Annotated in this window: 16 protein-coding genes; 6 read left to right on the top strand and 10 right to left on the bottom strand. The window is 68.0% G+C overall.

All coding sequences use genetic code 11. From position 1 onward, the window contains the following. Positions 1 to 230: 230 nt before the first annotated feature. Entirely contained in the window at positions 231 to 1,145 is a 915-nt protein-coding gene (locus ACFU5M_RS21295) for a L,D-transpeptidase (RefSeq protein ID WP_379051792.1), read from the top strand. Between the two features lie 159 nt (positions 1,146 to 1,304). Here the strand turns inward: ACFU5M_RS21295 and ACFU5M_RS21290 are convergent, their stop codons facing one another. From ACFU5M_RS21290 to ACFU5M_RS21280, 3 genes are all read right to left on the bottom strand, one after another. After that, on the bottom strand, positions 1,305 to 3,332 hold the full coding sequence (locus ACFU5M_RS21290; RefSeq protein WP_379051852.1) for a M13 family metallopeptidase: 2,028 nt from the start codon (positions 3,330 to 3,332) through the stop codon (positions 1,305 to 1,307). 65 nt (positions 3,333 to 3,397) lie between these two features. Next, positions 3,398 to 3,772 carry a DUF397 domain-containing protein gene (locus ACFU5M_RS21285; protein ID WP_379051790.1) on the bottom strand — a complete coding sequence of 125 codons (375 nt, stop codon included), beginning with the start codon at positions 3,770 to 3,772 and terminating at the stop codon, positions 3,398 to 3,400. Positions 3,773 to 3,782: 10 nt separating this feature from the next. Further along, a complete protein-coding gene (locus ACFU5M_RS21280) occupies positions 3,783 to 4,634 on the bottom strand; it encodes a Scr1 family TA system antitoxin-like transcriptional regulator (RefSeq protein ID WP_379051787.1) in 852 nt (283 codons plus the stop codon). Positions 4,635 to 4,767: 133 nt separating this feature from the next. On the opposite strand from ACFU5M_RS21280, the gene ACFU5M_RS21275 reads away from it, so the two are divergent. Next, complete coding sequence (locus tag ACFU5M_RS21275; RefSeq protein WP_379051785.1) at positions 4,768 to 5,292, top strand: hypothetical protein; 525 nt, start codon at positions 4,768 to 4,770, stop codon at positions 5,290 to 5,292. Here ACFU5M_RS21275 and ACFU5M_RS21270 read toward each other — a convergent pair. Together ACFU5M_RS21270 and ACFU5M_RS21265 are read right to left on the bottom strand one after the other, a co-directional pair. Continuing rightward, positions 5,261 to 5,767, bottom strand: coding sequence for a DUF4190 domain-containing protein (locus ACFU5M_RS21270; protein WP_379051781.1), 507 nt, complete (start codon positions 5,765 to 5,767; stop codon positions 5,261 to 5,263). The genes ACFU5M_RS21275 and ACFU5M_RS21270 overlap by 32 nt on opposite strands. Before the next feature lie 114 nt (positions 5,768 to 5,881). Further along, positions 5,882 to 6,670: a pirin family protein gene (locus ACFU5M_RS21265; protein WP_379051778.1), complete on the bottom strand. Its 789-nt coding sequence runs from the start codon at positions 6,668 to 6,670 to the stop codon at positions 5,882 to 5,884. 235 nt (positions 6,671 to 6,905) lie between these two features. On the opposite strand from ACFU5M_RS21265, the gene ACFU5M_RS21260 reads away from it, so the two are divergent. Beyond that, positions 6,906 to 7,370, top strand: a complete 465-nt coding sequence (locus ACFU5M_RS21260) for an NUDIX domain-containing protein (RefSeq protein ID WP_379051776.1) — start codon at positions 6,906 to 6,908, stop codon at positions 7,368 to 7,370. A gap of 73 nt (positions 7,371 to 7,443) precedes the next feature. Next, a complete protein-coding gene (locus tag ACFU5M_RS21255) occupies positions 7,444 to 8,790 on the top strand; it encodes an MFS transporter (protein ID WP_379051775.1) in 1,347 nt (448 codons plus the stop codon). Here the strand turns inward: ACFU5M_RS21255 and ACFU5M_RS21250 are convergent. Further along, a complete protein-coding gene (locus tag ACFU5M_RS21250; protein WP_379051773.1) occupies positions 8,783 to 9,277 on the bottom strand; it encodes a hypothetical protein in 495 nt (164 codons plus the stop codon). The two genes, ACFU5M_RS21255 and ACFU5M_RS21250, sit on opposite strands and share 8 nt — an antisense overlap. 243 nt (positions 9,278 to 9,520) lie before the next feature. On the opposite strand from ACFU5M_RS21250, the gene ACFU5M_RS21245 reads away from it, so the two are divergent. Further along, positions 9,521 to 11,212: a DUF4185 domain-containing protein gene (locus ACFU5M_RS21245; protein WP_379051770.1), complete on the top strand. Its 1,692-nt coding sequence runs from the start codon at positions 9,521 to 9,523 to the stop codon at positions 11,210 to 11,212. Here the strand turns inward: ACFU5M_RS21245 and ACFU5M_RS21240 are convergent. The 3 genes from ACFU5M_RS21240 to ACFU5M_RS21230 are packed head-to-tail and all read right to left on the bottom strand — an operon-like array spanning position 11,182 to position 13,502. Then, positions 11,182 to 12,039, bottom strand: coding sequence for a biotin-dependent carboxyltransferase family protein (locus tag ACFU5M_RS21240; protein WP_379051767.1), 858 nt, complete (start codon positions 12,037 to 12,039; stop codon positions 11,182 to 11,184). The two genes, ACFU5M_RS21245 and ACFU5M_RS21240, sit on opposite strands and share 31 nt — an antisense overlap. Then, positions 12,036 to 12,737, bottom strand: coding sequence for an allophanate hydrolase subunit 1 (locus tag ACFU5M_RS21235; RefSeq protein ID WP_379051764.1), 702 nt, complete (start codon positions 12,735 to 12,737; stop codon positions 12,036 to 12,038). The genes ACFU5M_RS21240 and ACFU5M_RS21235 overlap by 4 nt, the downstream gene beginning before the upstream one ends. A gap of 9 nt (positions 12,738 to 12,746) precedes the next feature. Next, the gene (locus tag ACFU5M_RS21230) at positions 12,747 to 13,502 is read right to left on the bottom strand and encodes a LamB/YcsF family protein (RefSeq protein ID WP_379051762.1); all 756 of its coding nucleotides are present in this window, start codon (positions 13,500 to 13,502) and stop codon (positions 12,747 to 12,749) included. A gap of 141 nt (positions 13,503 to 13,643) precedes the next feature. Here ACFU5M_RS21230 and ACFU5M_RS21225 point away from each other — a divergent pair, with 141 nt between their 5' ends. Beyond that, positions 13,644 to 14,459 carry a hypothetical protein gene (locus ACFU5M_RS21225; protein WP_379051760.1) on the top strand — a complete coding sequence of 272 codons (816 nt, stop codon included), beginning with the start codon at positions 13,644 to 13,646 and terminating at the stop codon, positions 14,457 to 14,459. Between the two features lie 5 nt (positions 14,460 to 14,464). On the opposite strand, the gene ACFU5M_RS21220 is transcribed toward ACFU5M_RS21225, so the two are convergent. Beyond that, positions 14,465 to 15,925, bottom strand: a complete 1,461-nt coding sequence (locus ACFU5M_RS21220; protein WP_379051758.1) for a CCA tRNA nucleotidyltransferase — start codon at positions 15,923 to 15,925, stop codon at positions 14,465 to 14,467. Positions 15,926 to 16,617 lie beyond the last annotated feature (692 nt).

Here is a 16,617-nt window from a genome sequence, read left to right as displayed (position 1 = left end):
GTGACCGGGCGGTTTGCCCGCACCGATACCCGACCGAATTGATTGTGATGCGGACCACATCAAGCACCGTTGCTGAATCACTCCGAAACGCCGGTGGCTCGGGGCATGCCGGGACGGGTAGGAATGGACGACGGGTCGGGCCGTCGATACCAGTGGGGCGCTCCTCTGGCTCCGCGCTGAAATGAAAAATCTCGCTTTGCGCGCGCGTACGCGTGTGCGCGAGAGATGGAATGGACGAGAAACCTATGCATGCCGCTTTGCACACCGGATCGTTGCCTGCTCGCCGCAAGGGAGCGCGGCTGACCCGCCGGATGCGCGAGGGCGTCCTGCTGTCCGCCGCGATCGCGGCGGCCGGTGTTCTGCTCGTCGCGCCTGCTCAGGCCGAACCGATCCCCGGTCTCGGCACCGGATCGGCCGCCGCGGCCACCGAGCCCGCGCCGCAGGCGAACTTCGCCCCGCCCTCGATCAACATCGCCGACGGCGAGGTCGTCGGCGTCGCCCAGCCGATCATCATCACCTTCAAGGAGCCGGTGACCGACCACGCCACCGCCGAGAAGGCCATTCAGATCACCTCGTCGAAGGCCGCTCCCGGCCACTTCTACTGGCGCGGTGACAAGCAGGTGCGCTGGCGGCCGGACGAGTTCTGGCCGGACAACACCGACGTGCAGGTGCAGGCGGGCGGCACCACCAGCTCCTTCCGCATCGGCGACGCCTTCGTGACGACTGCCGACGACGAGACCCACACCATCACCATCACCCGCAACGGCGAGGTGGTGAAGGAGATGCCCACCTCGATGGGCAAGCCCAAGCACGAGACGCCGAACGGCACCTACATCGTGGGCGAGCAGCTGCGCAAGATGACCATGGACTCGTCGACCTACGGCGTGCCGGTCACCGACCCGGAGGGCTACAAGCTCGAGGTCGAATACGCCACCCGCATCTCCAACAGCGGCATCTTCGTGCACGCGGCTCCCTGGTCGGTCGCCCAGCAGGGCGTCTCCAACGCCAGCCACGGCTGCCTGAACGTCAGCACCGAGGACGCCAAGTGGTTCTTCGAGAACGCGCGCCGCGGCGACCCGGTGGTCGTGCAGAACACCCAGGGCGGCACGCTCAGCACGAGCGACGGTCTGGGCGACTGGAACTGAGGAAACCGAAGACTCGGTAATCCCGAGTCGGCGCGAAGCCGAAAACTGCGGTCGATTGCTCGAAGTAGTCGATCGCAGTGTTCGGCTTTTGCTATATCTCGGAGGCCACACCGCCGAAGGTGCCGAAGCGGCCGCTCGGGACCGCCTCGGCCGGCGCAATCACCAGATCTTCACGCGCTCGGCGGGTTCCAAGTACAACGCATCGCCGGGTCGCAGGTCGAACGCCTCGTGGAAGCTGTCGAGGTTGCGCACTACGGCGTTGCAGCGGAACTCCGCCGGGGAATGCGGATCGGTGGCGAGCCTGCGGACGGCTTCTTCCGCACGGGCTTTCGTGCGCCACACTTGCGCCCAACCGAAGAACACCCGTTGCAGGCCGGTGAGCCCGTCTATCTCCGGTGCGGCGGCGCCGCCCAACGAGAGCTTGTACGCCTCCAGCGCGATGGAGAGACCGCCGAGGTCGCCGATGTTCTCGCCGATGGTGAACTGTCCGTTCACGGTGTGCTCGTCCGGCAGGTCCTTGGGGGAGAGCACGTCGTACTGATCGATCAGCGCCTTGGTCCGCTTACCGAATTCGGTGCGGTCCTCGTCGGTCCACCAGTCCACCATGTTGCCGTCGCCGTCGTATTTCGAACCCTGGTCGTCGAAGCCGTGCCCGATCTCGTGGCCGATCACCGCGCCGATACCGCCGTAATTGGCAGCGTCGTCGGCGTTCATGTCGAAGAACGGCGGCTGGAGGATGGCGGCGGGGAAGACGATCTCGTTCATGCCGGGGTTGTAGTAGGCGTTCACCGTCTGCGGAGTCATGAACCACTCGTCCCGGTCGACCGGACCACCGAGCTTCTTCAGATCCCGATCGTGTTCGGCCGCATAGCCTCTGCGGTAATTGCCCACCAGATCGGCCGGGTCGATCACCACACCCGAATAGTCCCGCCACTTGTCCGGGTAGCCGATCTTCGGGGTGAACTTCTCCAGCTTCGCCAGCGCGGCGAGTCTGGTGCCCTGGCCCATCCACTCCAGCTCGGCGATATTGCGGCGGTATGCCTCCTGCAGGTTGGCCACCAGCTCGACCATGCGCGCTTTGGCTTCGGGCGGGAAATGTTCGGCCACATATAATTTGCCGACCGCCTCGCCGAGCAGACTTTGCACCAGCGCGACGCCGCGCTTCCAGCGTTCCCGGTTCTCCTCGGCGCCGGTGAGCGTGCGGCCGTAGAAATCGAAGTTCTCCTCGACCACCGCGTCGGTCAGATACGGCGCACGCGAGCGGAGCACCCGCCACGCCGCCCATGCCTGCCAGTCCGCGAGCGGCTCGTCGGCCCACAGGCGCGCGAACGTGCGCAGATAGTCCGGCTGATGCACCACCGACTCGGCGAAAAGCTCGGTCCCGGCCGCGTCCATGCCTTCGGCCAGGGCGGAAGTCCATGCGGCCCAGTCGAACTCGGGGTTGGCCGCGACCAGCGCGGCGAAGGTGGTCAGGTTGTACCTGAGTTCGGCGTCCCGGCGGCGCACCACGTCCCAGTGACCAGCGGCCAGTTTCCGCTCCAGCTCGAAGACACGTTCACCGACGGTGCCGAGGTCTTCCGGTAGCAGCCCGGCGACCTGCGGGTCGGCGGCGGCCAACGCGAACATGCGGTTGATGTGCGCGATGTACTTCGCGCGGATCTCGGCGAACTCGTCCTGCCGGTAGTACGACTCGTCGGGCAGGCCGATGCCGGACTGGGTGGCGTGCGCCAGATAGCGGTTGGAGTCCTTGTCGTCGGTGTCGACATAGACGGCGACGGCGCCCCCGACGCCGGTGCGTTGCAACCGGCCGAGCAGCGACGCGAAAGCCCCCTTGTCGCCGACTTCGGCGATCGCCGCGAGTTCGGCCGCGATCGGCGCGAGCCCGAGGGCGGCCACCGTGTCGGTGTCCATGAAGCTGGAGTACAGATCACCGATCTTGCGGGCTTCGCTGCCCGGCTCCGCGTCGGCGGCCGCGGCGTTCTGGATGATTGCCTGTACGTGCAGCTCCGCCTGGTCGTACAGCGCGCGGAAGGCGCCGTCCACCGCCCGGTCGGCGGGAATCTGATAGTCGGCCAGCCATTTGCCGTTGACGTGCGCGAACAAGTCGTCCTGCACCCGCACGTCCTCGTCGAGGTAGGACAGATCGATACCAGAAGGACGGGTCAGTTCGGAAGTCACGATGTCCAGTATGCCGACAAGCGCGTGAGTCGGCCCCCGGGCGCGGCCGGCCCGGGGACGGCGAGCAGGGAAAATCAAGCAGGCACGACGGCGCGATCGAATTCGCCGTCGTGTGCGCCGAGCAGAAAGGCGTCCCACTCCTCTCGGGTGTAGGTCAGGGTGATCTCGCCGTGGCGCAGTGCGGTGTGACCGTTGGCGGCGGGGTGCGCGCGCAGTTCGCCATTCGATCGCCCGCGGGTGCGCACGGCGTCGAGGAAAGCGGTCCATTCGGCTGCGGTCACGGTGATGACGGGCTCTTCGTCGGGGCGGTTCGCCGGGTCGCGGCGATATTTGCTGTCGCGGATGAGCACCGCATCACCATCGAACCTGACCTCGACGCATTGGTTGCCATTATTCGATCTGGTCGATGTGAACCAGCCGGTGCGTGCCGGCCGTGCGGTGATGGCCATGGGCAGGATTTTACACGCGGGAATAGCGTCTGATCAGGGCTAATGACTCCGCTCGTGAGAGCGACTGGTCTACCGCGCGCAGGTACGCGAAGCGTAGATCGCGGACCAGATCCGGGTCTTCGACGGCCCCGCCGAACACGGCGCTCTCCACCCAGCCGAACGTGGGCAGCTGTTCACCGGCGAAGTCGATGAGGTGGAAGCTGGAGCCGCCGAGCACCGCGCCCGCGGTGGCCGCGAACGGGATCACGCGCACTTCCACGGTGTTCAGCTCCTCGATCAGCTCGGCCAGGTAGGTCAACTGCCCGCGCAGCACATCCGGACCTCCGGTCTGCTGCAGCAGCGTGCCCTCACCGAACACCGCGGTGAGTTCCACCGGGTCCGCGCCGCGCAGCCGCTCTCGGCGCCGCATCCGGATCGCCACCAGTTGCTCGACCTGGACCGGTCGGATCATCACATCGGCGCTGATCAGCGCACGGGCGTAGTCCTCGGTCTGCAACAGGCCCGGCACGACGAGGCTGTCGTAGCTGCGGATGCTCTGCGCGCCGTATTCCATGCCGTAGAGCCGCTGCAGCTCCGGTCCGATCAGCGCCGAGGACTTCGCCCACCACCCGCGCTGCTTGCTGGCCTTCAGCAGGGCCAGCAGCTCCGCACGCTCCTCGGCTTCCACCTCGAGCAGTTCGAGCACGGGGCCGATGGTCTCGGTGGTGAGTACCCGTCTGCCTTTCTCCACGTGTGACCAGTTGGCCGGTGTGAACCCCACCCGCCTGGCGAAGCCCGCCGAGTCGAACCCGCGCTGTTCGCGCAGTTCACGCAGCCGGAGCACCAACTCCCAGCGGGCGACGGTGGGCGATACGGGTGCCATGGGCAGGGATGGTACGCCGACACTTCGTGCGCCTCGAGTGACTATTGTCAAGCGACTTGCCCAGGACTAGGGTCGAGGCAGCGATCGATTCTTCCGAGCACGCGTCCACCACAGCGAGGCGAGGTTGTTCGACATGAGTACATCGCGCATCGAATCGAGCAGGCATCTCGCGTCCACGGACTTCCCGTCGATCCAGGACGCGTTCGCTCGCTGTCGCGGCTATCGCGAGAACAACGGGCTATACGGTCTGGTCGATCCGATCCTGGGTCGCATCATGCTGGAAGTCGGCTCGGTCGGAGCGGTCGTGATGCCCGCCGCGTTCGGTCGCCGGGTGCGCGAGCGCTTGATCGCCGGACCCGAGGCTCGGCCTGGTCCGATCATCGCGCATCCGCGCGCCGACCGCTGGACCTTCCTGACCGGCCCCAACGACAACTCCTACCTCGACACCGGGCTGTTCGCCGACCTGTTCCGGGTCTGCGCCTCCATCGCACTGCCGGGCAGCCACATCGTGCTGCCGTCACCCGCCGACGAGCACGGCGCCTACCGAACCTGGGTCGTGGCGCCCGACGGCGACTTCCGCCGCGAATTCGCCGAGGTGATCGCCACGACCCGAGCCTGCGCCGCGGCTACCGGGGTGTCGGCGCGGGCGGCGGAGTGAGCGTGATGCTGTATTTGTCCTGCAGTTTCTCGTTCCAGTCGCGCTCGCACTGTTCGATCTTGGACTGGTCGTTGCCCGCTTTGTTCACGCAGTCCACGAAGTCCTTGCCGCCGGAGTCGACGAAGAAGTTGTAACCCACGATGGTGAGCAGAACGGCGCCCACGATGCCCAGCACACCGAGGACGACACCGGCGATCGCCATGCCCATGCCCCCGGCAGTGCCGGCGCGGGCCTTGAAGATCGCGACGATACCCAGGATTACGGCGAAGATGCCGCAGACATAGCCGCCGATGATCGTCCAGAAGAACAGCAACGCGAGGATGCCGAGCACCAGCGCCGTGATCGCCAGGCCTCGGCCCTTCGGCGATTCCTGCCAGTAGGCGGGCTGGCCGGAGTACTGGCCGCCGGGTGGCGGCGGCGGGTACTGCCCCGGCGGCGGGTAATGGCCGGGCGGCGGGGGCGGATACTGCGACATGGACTTCCTCTCCGTCGGTGCCTCGCGATGCTCGCTCCGGACGAGGTGGTCCGGGGTTGCGCGGCGGTCGCCTACTGATCGCACACCCCGCGGACGGATGTTAATGCGAACCGGCTACTGGGCGCCCAGCCGCGCGTGCATCTCCCAAACCAGGATCTCCGAAGGCTGACGCGCCACCACACGCTGCCCGCCCGACCTGGTCAAACGTACCGCGTCACCCTCGTAGAGCGGGCCGACTCCTTCCATGTCCACCTCCCCGCGCGCCACGAACAAGTGCAGGTACGGCGCATCGGGCAGATCGATCACCTGCTCGGCGCCCGGCTCCGCGCCGGCCATACGCGCCACGTGCAGCGCCGAATGGCTGCTGTTGATGGCGATGGCGGTGCGATCGCGGTATCGGGGCAGCCCAGAGGCGACCGTGACCAGACCGCCTCCCGCTAGTTCGTCATCGATCTCGAGCTGCTGATAGCCAGGAGTCAGACCCGGCTCATCCGGCACGACCCACATCTGCACGAAATGCACGGGCTCCTCGTGTTCGGAGACGCGGCCGTCCAGCCGCCACGAGTCGTTCTTCTCCGAGTGCAGGATGCCGGTGCCCGCGCTCATCCGCTGAGCCAGCCCGGGATAGATAACACCGGTGTGGCCCAGAGAGTCCTGGTGCACCAGACTGCCACCCAGCACCCAGGTGACGATCTCCATGTCCCGGTGCGGGTGGGTGTCGAAACCTTGCCCGGGCGAGACGACATCCTCGTTGTTGACCAGCAGCAAGCCGTGATGGGTGTTGTCGGGATCGTAATGCTCGCCGAAGGAGAACGAGTGCTTCGAATCCAGCCAGGAGACCCGCGTCTTCATACGGTCGCCGCCACGGTGGACATCGATGTGTGGTGTCGTGAGTGTGGACATCATGGTCCTCCTCTCGGGACCGTGCACCGATCGCCATTCAGGGTAGGAGCACTTCCGCCGCGGTACTCCGCGTTCCTAGTAAATTGTGCCGCACTCGGCATTTTACGCGAGCGACCGGAAGGTGAACGGGAGGCGAGCAGAACCAACCGGTACGTCGAAACGTCGGGCCACCTCGCCGGATATCGCGGTCCGGCCCCGATTACCAAGCGCCACAACGCCGACCGGAGGGAACGACGTGCTGGAATCCGATGACCTGGCCCGGATCGAGCAGCAACTCCGTAGCGAAGCACACCGCGATGGCGTCGCGCACTTCGTGGTCGGCGTCGCGGTGTTCCGCGAAGGGCGGCTTCTGGTGGTGCGCCGGGTCGCCGACGACTATCACGGCGGTATGTACGAACTGCCCGGTGGAGGAGTCGAATCGGGGGAGACATTCGCCGAGTGCGTCGAGCGGGAATTGCTGGAGGAAACGGGGCTGCGGCTGCGCGCCGTCCTCGACTTCCTCGGTGGATTCGATTACGCCACCCGCACCAAGTCGAAAGTACGGAAATACAGCTTCGTGGCGGAGGCCGAGCCGGGTGATGTCGTCCTCGCGCCAGGGGAGCACGACGCGTTCGCCTGGATCGACGCGAGCGCGCTCGACGAGCTGCCGATGGCGCCGGATATGCGCACGACGGTGAGCGCGCTGGTCGACCGGGTCTGACTCGGGCGCCGCGAGGTTCACGGGCGACGCGCGGTTGTGCGTCGTCGTCGGCGAACGCAGTACGCTCGCGGACGTGTCGACTGGTCACGCCGAAGGCCTCACTCCCGCGGAGCAACGGCCGGGTGGACTGCGCGCCACACTTCGGCAAAGCCCGGGCGTGTCGCGTCTGGCCGTGGTGCGTTTCGCCGGGCAATTCGGCGACGGGATGTTCCAAGCCGCGTTGTCGGGCGCGATCCTGTTCAACCCCGAACGGCAGACCGATCCGCTGGCCATCGCGGCGGGCTTCGCGGTGCTGTTGTTGCCGTATTCGCTGATCGGACCGTACGCGGGCGCGCTGCTGGATCGCTGGGACCGGCGGGCCGTACTCCTGGTGGCCAACGTGCTGCGCGCGGTGCTGATCGCACTGATCAGCGTAGGGTTGCTCGCCGGCGTCGGTGAGACACCGCTGCTGTTGCTGGCCTTGGCGGTGGTGGGCGTCAGCAGATTCGTCCTGGCGGGTGTCTCCGCCGCGCTGCCGCGGGTGCTGGCGCAAGCATGGCTGGTGCCGATGAACTCGGTGCTGGCCACGGTCGCCTCCGGGTGCGCCGGTGCGGGAGCGGCCGTGGCGGTGGGAGTGATCGGGCTGATCGGGGCGGGCGACTTCGCCTCGGCGGTCGCGGTCGCGATCAGCGGGACCGGGTCGCTGCTCGGCGCGGCGCTGGCCGCGGGGTTCCAGCCACGGGTGCTCGGTCCCACGCCCGACGCGGCGAAGGGCGAGAACACCGTGCATGCGATCGCCACCGGTCTGCGTACCGGTACCACCGCGGTGTGGGAATCGCGAGCGGTCACGACGGCGATGCTGGGCATCGGCACCCACCGAATCGTGTTCGGCTTGAATTCGCTGATCATGGTGCTGGTGTTGCGCCAGGCCCCGGTGGACGGCACCGGACTCAGTGGTGGCCTGGTCGGTTTCGGCGTCGCGATCGCCGCCACCGCGGCGGGCATGCTGGTGGCGGCCGTCGTCGCGCCACTGCTCATTCCCCGGCTGGGGCGGGCGCGCACCGTGGTCGCCGGTTTGGTCACCGCCATGCTGGTGCAGCTGACGCTGGTCACGCCGATCGCGTTCGCCGATTCGGGCGCCGCGGTGGAGCGTGCGCACGAACTCCTTCTGGCCGGCGCCTTCCTGCTCGGACTCGCCGGGCAGACGATCAAACTGACCGGCGACGCGACCATGCAGATCGATATCGACGACGCTCGCCGCGGTCAGGTGTTCGCGCTGCAGGACACGGTTTTCAACATCACGTTCGTGCTGGCGATCGCGGCCGCGGCCCTGATCATTCCAGACGACGGCCGATCGGCGGTCGTGGTGCTGACCGGCGCCGCGATCTATGCCGCGGGAATCGGGGGCATAGCGTTGAACACGCGCCGCGCGATCAGCTGATGTACGGTTCGTCGCCGAGATTGCGCACGCCGCGGCTCAGCCGGTGCGTCAGGTGCTCGGGCATCGTGTCGGCCGCCGGATCGCCGGACGGTACGGCCGCGGAATCGGCAAGCGCCTGCGAATCCGATAATCGCGTGTCGCCGAGCGCACGATCCGGCACTTCCGCCTCCGTGCGCACGATCCAGTCCAGCTGCTCGCTCGCCGCATCGCCGGGCAGACCGGTGATTTGGTGATTCCACGTGCCGAGGCCGGTGGGATCGGTGAAGAAGTGGTCGGGCACACCGTCGTCGTCGAGATCCAGCGCCGCGATGTCGGCGCTGCCCGAACCAGCCGGATCCCACAGCGCGTCATCGGCGATACCGTCCCCGTCGAAGTCCAGCCGCACCGCGTCGGCCGCACCCGTGTCGCCGAGTTCCAGGTCGGCCTGGCTGGTCCAGACGTGCACGGGTCCGTCACCGGTACCGAACACGTACTCGATCTCGTTCATATGTCCTTTGACGCGCGCGGTACGGCGCCGGTTCCATCACGCGGCGCTTTTTCGATTCGCCGTCCCCCGTTCACCGCGATTGTTCCGGTAAGTTGACCTGTCAGCCGCCGACCGACAGGAGTCAAGACGACATGGGTTCTCCGGTGCACAATCCCGATGCGGTCGGACAACTGCTGGGCGCGTGGGCAACTCGGACCGTCGCCGGGCATCCGACCGCCTGATGACCGCGGCCGGGCCGACCTGATGCGCGCCTCCGGAATCAAATCCCCTTGTGCACCGGTCTTGTTCGGCGCACTGCTCGTCGGCGCCCTCACCGTGCCGCTGCCCACCGCACCGGCCGCACCCTTCCCGTGGGCGCCGCCGCCGGTGAACAGCTGCGGTGAGGTCGGGTTCGACCCGCTCGATCGCGAGCCCGATCCCGCGCAGCCGCCACCGTCGCCGCTGCCGCCGCAGATCGACATCCCGGTGCCGGTCCCGGAACTCACGCCGGTTCCGGTGCCCGACCCGCCGCAGGACAACACACGGATCGTCCCCGATCCGCTGCCGGAGAATCCGTGCGACAACCCATGCCCGGACATCAGGGACTATCCCGAGCACCCCGAACCCGATCCCGATCCGAGCCCGACGCCCGAGACCGGCACCGACGAGGGAACCGGTTCCTCCGGCTCGGCCTCTGGTCCCGATACGGGCAGTGGTTCCGGTTCCGCCTCGGGGTCCGGTTCGGACAGTGGCTCCGGCTCAGGTTCCGGTGCGCCGGTCAAACTGCCGCGCATCGAGTTCAAGCCGGAGGTCGAGCCGATTCCCGTCCCGGTGCCCGGTGGCCCCGGCGAGAAGCCGCAACCGGCTCCACCGGAGGTGGTGCATCCGGCCGAGCCGGGTCCGCTCGCGGCGCCGGTGGCCGCGCCGACCGTCGAGTCGGTCGAGCTGGTCGAGCAGGTGACCGGGCACGGTTCGCCCAACCGCACCGATATGCGCTGGCAGGTAGACGGCACGGATCTCGGCCTGATGTGGGAGACCGCGCCCGGTGAGGTCGCCGTCGTCTTCGGTGACACCTTCGGCAAAGGCTGGGGCGTGGGCGGCGCGGGCAACGACGACCAGGACTGGCGCAGCAACGTCATCGGTTTCAGCACCGACCGCGAGCTCTCCGACGGCCTGGCCCTGGATACCTTCGCGCAGGACAGCCGCTGCCACGCCGCGGAGATCCTGGGCAGCCGCAAGATCAAGAACTGGGAGACCACCACCATCCCCACCTCAGGGTTCGCCGTCGGGAACCGGCAGTACCTCAGTTATATGTCGGTGAACAGGTGGAGCCGCATCCCAGGCCTGTGGTGGACCAACTACGGCGGCATCGCGTACTCCGACGACCGCGGCCGCACCTGGAAGAAAGATCAGCATGCCAGATGGGACAACCTGTTCGGTCTCGGTAAATTCCAGGTCGCGGCGATGGTGCCGCACGGTGACTACGTCTACATGTTCGGCACCCCCAACGGACGCATCGGCACGATCGCGCTGGCGCGGGTCCCGAAGCGTCAGATCCTGAACAAGTCCGCCTATCAGTACTGGGTGGGCGGCAGCTGGGCGCCCGCAGCCGAGAACCAGGCCACCCCTTTGGTGCTCGGTATGGCGAGTGAACTCTCGGTGCGCTACGACCGGGAGACCGAGCAGTGGCAAATGGTCTACTTGGATTCCGCCCGGGGCGCGATAGTGCTGCGGAGCGCGGCGAGCCCGCAGGGGGCGTGGACGGACGCGATCCCGCTGGTGTCCACCGCAGATTATCCGAAGTCCTATGGCGGCTTCATCCATCCGTGGTCGACCGGCGAGGACCTGTACTTCATGCTCTCGGCGTGGGACAGCTACAACGTGTATCTCATGCATGCCCGGTTGCAACCGGGCGCGAACCGCAGTCAGCCCACCCGCACGAACCGGACGGGCTGACCGGGCCGGGTCTGCGCGATGGCGTCGACGTCGGCGTCGACGACCACCGCGATCACCGGATAGCCGCCCGTGACCGGGTGATCGGCGAGGAAGACCACCGGCTGCCCGCTCGGCGGCACCTGGATCGAGCCGAGTGCCATGCCTTCGGTCGGCAGTTCGCGACTGACCTTGCGGGTCAGCGGTGGGCCGGTACGGCGAGCCAATCGGGCGCCGACCCGGTCGGTGTCGGTGGAGACCTCCCACTCGCCCTCGAACAAGGCCATGGCGTCGGTGAACCAATCATCGCGCGGACCGAGCACGGCCCGTACGGTGACGACGTGCGCGGGTAACTCGGCGACGGGGGCGAAGTCCACCACCGGAATCGTGCGCGGAGAAAGCCCGATCGGGAGGCGATCGCCCTTCTCCAACGGCTCCGGTCCCAAGCCCGACATGGTGTCGCGGCTGCGGGAACCGAGCGTCTCCGGTACGTCGATGCCGCCGCGCACCGCGACGTAGCTGCGTAGGCCGACGGTCGCGTAGTCCAGCCTGAGGATTTGGCCCGGTTCGAGCTCGAGCACACTCGCGTGACCCACGGGTCTGCCGTCGACGGTAGCGGGCGCAGGAGCGCCGGTGACCGCCAGCATGACGTGTTCCTCCGCATGCAGCGCGAGGCCACCGATCAGCACTTCGACTGCCGCGTGTCCCTCGGGGTTGCCGACCAGCCGATTGGCCAGCCGCAGCGACCCGCGATCCACCGCCCCCGCGAGACCGACACCGGAGTCGAACCAACCCGGCCGTCCGAGATCCTGGATGGTCGCGAGGGGACCGACTTGCTCGACAACGATCATCGGCCGTCCCTCGCGTCGACGAACCGAACCGTGGCGCCCGCGCGGATCAGCGCGGGTGGGTCGCGCTCGGCATCCCACATCCTGAGGTCGGTGGTGCCGATCAGCTGCCACCCGCCGGGTGTGCTCCGTGGGTACACGGCGCTGTATCCACCGGCGAGTGCGACCGCGCCCGCCGGAATCGACGTGCGCGCCTGCGCTCTACGCGGAACGGACAACCGGCCGTCGGGTGATTCCAGGTACCCGAAGCCCGGCGCGAATCCGACGAAAGCGCAACGCCACACCGTGCCGGTGTGCGCGGCGATCACTTCCGCGGTCGTGACTTCCAGCATCCGGGCCACCTCGTCGAGGTCGACTCCGTCGTACCGCACCGGGATCGACACCGGGTCGGCGCGGGAAGCGTGCGATGTTCCACGGGAAACAGCGGTCGTCCCTTCGGCGTGCAGTGCGATCAAGAGCGTCGTCAGCGCTCGGCGGACCGGTTCCGCGGCAAGCGTTGAATCGAGCGTCAGCAATACGGTTTCCGCGGCCGGAAGCAGATCCTGCACACCGGGTACCGGGCGATCCCGCAGGGCGGCGACGAGTTCCGCGACCACCGCACGCCGCTGAGGAGTGATCAGCAGCGCCCGATCACCCGCCGCGCGGATCGCCTCCTCGGCCGCCTGGCGCTGCGCGTGCGTCACCGTGTCCTTCGTCTTCATGTCCCGGCCTCAGCCGAACGGCTCCACCGGCACGCCGACTTCGTCCAGCGCGGTCCGGATGTGCCGGGCCATCTCCACCGCCGCGGGCGAATCACCGTGCACGCAGATGCTCGCGGCGCGTACCGCGACCTCGCCGGAACCGTCGGCCGTCCGCGCGGCTCCCGACTTCGCGATCGAAATCGCCTGGTCGACCGCGTCCCGCGGCCCCAGCACCGCCCCGGGCGTACCGCGCGCGGCCAGCGAGCCGTCGGGCGTGTAGGCACGGTCGGCGAAGCCCTCGCCGACGAAGCGCACCCCGGCGGCCTCGGCTGCCCTCTCCAACTGAGTGCCGGCCGGGCCGAGCAGGGCCAGCCGCGGGTCGTACTCCGTGATCGCGGCCGCGACGGCGTCGGCCAGTTTCCGATCGCGCGCGGCCGAGTGATAGAGCGCGCCATGCGGTTTCACGTAGCGCACCCGATCCCCGGCGGCTTTCGCGAAAGCATCGAGGCCGCCCATCTGATACAGCACCTCGTCGCGCAGTTCTCCGGGCGCGACGGCGATCTCTCGCCTACCGAAACCGGCCAGGTCGCGATAACCGACGTGGGCGCCGATCCGCACTCCCTTCTGCACCGCGAGTGCGCAGGTTTTGCGCATGATCGCAGGGTCACCCGCGTGGAATCCACAGGCGATGTTCGCACTGGTGACGATGTCGAGCATGGCGGCGTCGTCGCCCATCGTCCACGGTCCGAAGCCCTCGCCGAGATCACTGTTCAGATCCAGCGCCATGTGCGTCCTCCCAGCAGTGCGTGACAGACGGCCTCTCGATTCTCGTGCCCGACCCTTGCCCCGGGCAAGACAGCCGGTCCGCGCGACCTGGGTCACAGCGCGCCGATTCGAGCCCACGCGCCCAGTACGCTCGTTCCAATCATGGCCACGTATTTCGATCCGAAGTCCTGGTCGCCGCTGCGGGCCGTCGATCTCGGAAAGCGCCTGTTCGATCAATCCTGGCTGGAGCAGTGGGTCGCGCTCAGCACCGCATGGGTGGATCCGGTCGCCGATCTCGGCGCGGGCACCGTCACGGCGCTGCTGCCCGATGTGCTGATGACCATGCTCAGCGAGGGCATCCTGAGCCGGTTCGGCGGGCAAGAGGTCAGCGCGACACTGCTCGGCCACGACCTGCACGCCACCTTGCAGGTGCTGAAGGTGCGCCGCCGCGGCGCGCATTTCCAGACCAAGACGGTGCTGTCGCGGCTGAGCTGGGACGATCACCCGATCGAGTCCGTGACCGTCATCGCACACGGCGTCCGCCTGATTCCGGGCGTGCCGACCAAGGTGCGCACCGCCCGGCTGGACCTCGACGGCACCGTCACCACGGCGGCGCTGGTCGGGTGGCTGAACACCCAGCCATTGGACTGGGACCTGGACGTGCGCCCGAACGGGCTGATCCGAGCCAGGCACCGCAGGCGACTGCTCACCGCCTTGGTGGACGCGTCGGTCACCGACAACCGCCTGCACATCGAGATACGCCGAGTGACCTGGTTCGGCGTGCGCATTCCGCGACGCGTGATCGACGTTCCCGCCCTACCGCTCGAGCACCTGCCCAAGGACGCGCGGATCGTGCGTGCCGAGCGCGAGGACGACCTGATCCGTTTCCGCGTCGAACTGCCGGAGATCTCCGGGTCCTTCGATCTCGCCCAGATGCGCTCCGCCATCCTGGCCGGCACCACCCTGATCGTCTTCTGACCTGATCAGCTCTGCGTCTTCCACCACTCGAGCAGCGCCGCTTCGGCTTCGTCCCGGCTGAGGGGGCCGCGGTCCAGCCGCAGTTCCTTCAGATGGCGCCAGGCTCGTCCGACCTCGGGTCCCGGGGGCAGGCCGAGCAGCTCCATGATCGCGTTGCCGTCCAGATCGGGGCGGAGCTTGGCCAGATCCTCCTGCTCACGCAACCGCTCGATCCGCACCTCGAGCTCGTCGTAGGTGGCGCGCAGCGCGGCGGCCCTGCGCTTGTTGCGGGTGGTGCAGTCGGCGCGGACGAGTTTGTGCAGGCGGGGGAGCAGGTCCGCGGCGTCGGTGACGTAGCGGCGGACGGCGGAGTCGGTCCACTGGCCCTTGCCGTAACCGTGGAAGCGCAGATGCAGGAACACCAGCCGGGCAACGTCCTCGGTGAACTGCTTCGGATATTTCAGCGCGCGCATCCGTTTGCGCACCATCTTCGCGCCGACCACCTCGTGGTGGTGAAAGCTGACGCCGCCGCCCGGCTCGTTGCGCTTGGTGTCGGGCTTGCCGATGTCGTGCAGTAGCGCGGCCCAGCGCAGCACCAAGTCTGGGTCGCCCTCCTCTTGGTCGATCGCCTGCTCCAGCACGGTGAGCGAATGCCAGTAGACATCCTTGTGCTGGTGGTGCTCGTCGATCTCCAGCTTCATCGCGGGTACCTCGGGAAGCACCCGCTGCGCCAGCCCGGTCTCGCACATGACGTTGATGCCGTCGATCGGATGCGCGCCCGCGATCAGCTTGTCCAGCTCGACCCGGACCCGCTCGGCGGTGATGCGGTCGATCTGGTCGGCCATCGCGGTGATCGCGGCCCGCACCCGGGGATGCGGCTCGAATCCCAGCTGGGAGACGAATCGCGCGGCGCGCAACATGCGCAATGGATCGTCGTTGAACGAATCCTCCGGCGCGGCAGGCGTATCCAGCACGCCCTCGAGCAAGGCCGTCATGCCGTCGAGCGGATCGACGAACTCCAGCGCGCCGTCCGCACCGACTTTCACGGCCATCGCGTTCACCGTGAAGTCCCGGCGCACCAGGTCTTCGGCGAGCGAGTCGCCGAAGGTCACCTGGGGGTTGCGCGACACCCGGTCGTAGTTGTCGGCGCGGAAGGTGGTGATCTCCAGCTGCTGCCCGGCCTTCGACGCGCTGACCGTGCCGAACGCCAGGCCGCCGGTATCCCACAGATGGTCGGCCCAGCCGCGCAAGATGTCCTGCACCACCTCCGGCCGTGCGTCGGTGGTGAAATCCAGATCGGTCCCCAACCGGCCGAGCACCGCGTCCCGCACGCTCCCGCCGACCAGGTACAGCTCGTGCCCCCGCGCCGCGAACATCTCACCCAGAGGCGCCAGCACATCCGCCAGCCCCCCGAGCGTCACCGCCGCGGCGGCCAGCAATCGGGTACGTCTATCCAGCGCAGCGTCCTGCGACTTCGGCGAAACCACGAAGCAGCAGCTTACCGAGCCACGACAACGGTCAGCGCGCCGCAGGCCCGTGCAGCAGACCAGATATATAAGGACACCGGCATCAACCCAGCCAGCGGCATCCGATTGCCGCGCGACCACCTCGCCGACTACGCGCGATCCGCCCACCCGCGCCGCGCGGAGTCGAAGAACAACGCTCGCCGTCGAACGCGCCACAGAGCATGCGGTGGTCGCCGCCCAGAGGCGAGCCCGAATTCGCGATCGACTCACGGTCGGCCGCCGTACATGCCGTGCACCCTCGAGTGCCGATGCGCCGTACCACCCCACGATCTCGAATGAAGCGGAGGCCCCGCTGCGCCCAGCCGCCCCCATCCAGTCGCCGTGCACACTGCCGAGCATCGCCGTTGCAGATCATCCGCTCCGAGCGTGCGCCGCACACCCCCACCACGTCATTCCGAGCGCAGCAAGACCGAACCTCCACCGCTGACGCCGGCCAAAACCCAACCCCCTCGCCCCGAACGACCCACGCTGCCCCGACCAACCACCAGTACCGATCGACCTCGACGATCCACTCCGAGCCGCGTGCCCAAGTCCGAACGCGCATACCGACGCACCCAGCACACCTCAACCCCCGCTTCCGAGCGAAGCGAGACCGAGCATCCGCCCGTTGGCGGCCCGGCTCGCGTCCGAGTGGCCGTCGCGTAGGCGACGAA

This window comes from Nocardia sp. NPDC057455, from assembly GCF_042802775.1.
Lineage (GTDB): Bacteria > Actinomycetota > Actinomycetes > Mycobacteriales > Mycobacteriaceae > Nocardia.
This window is presented reverse-complemented; position numbering and strand designations above follow the sequence as displayed.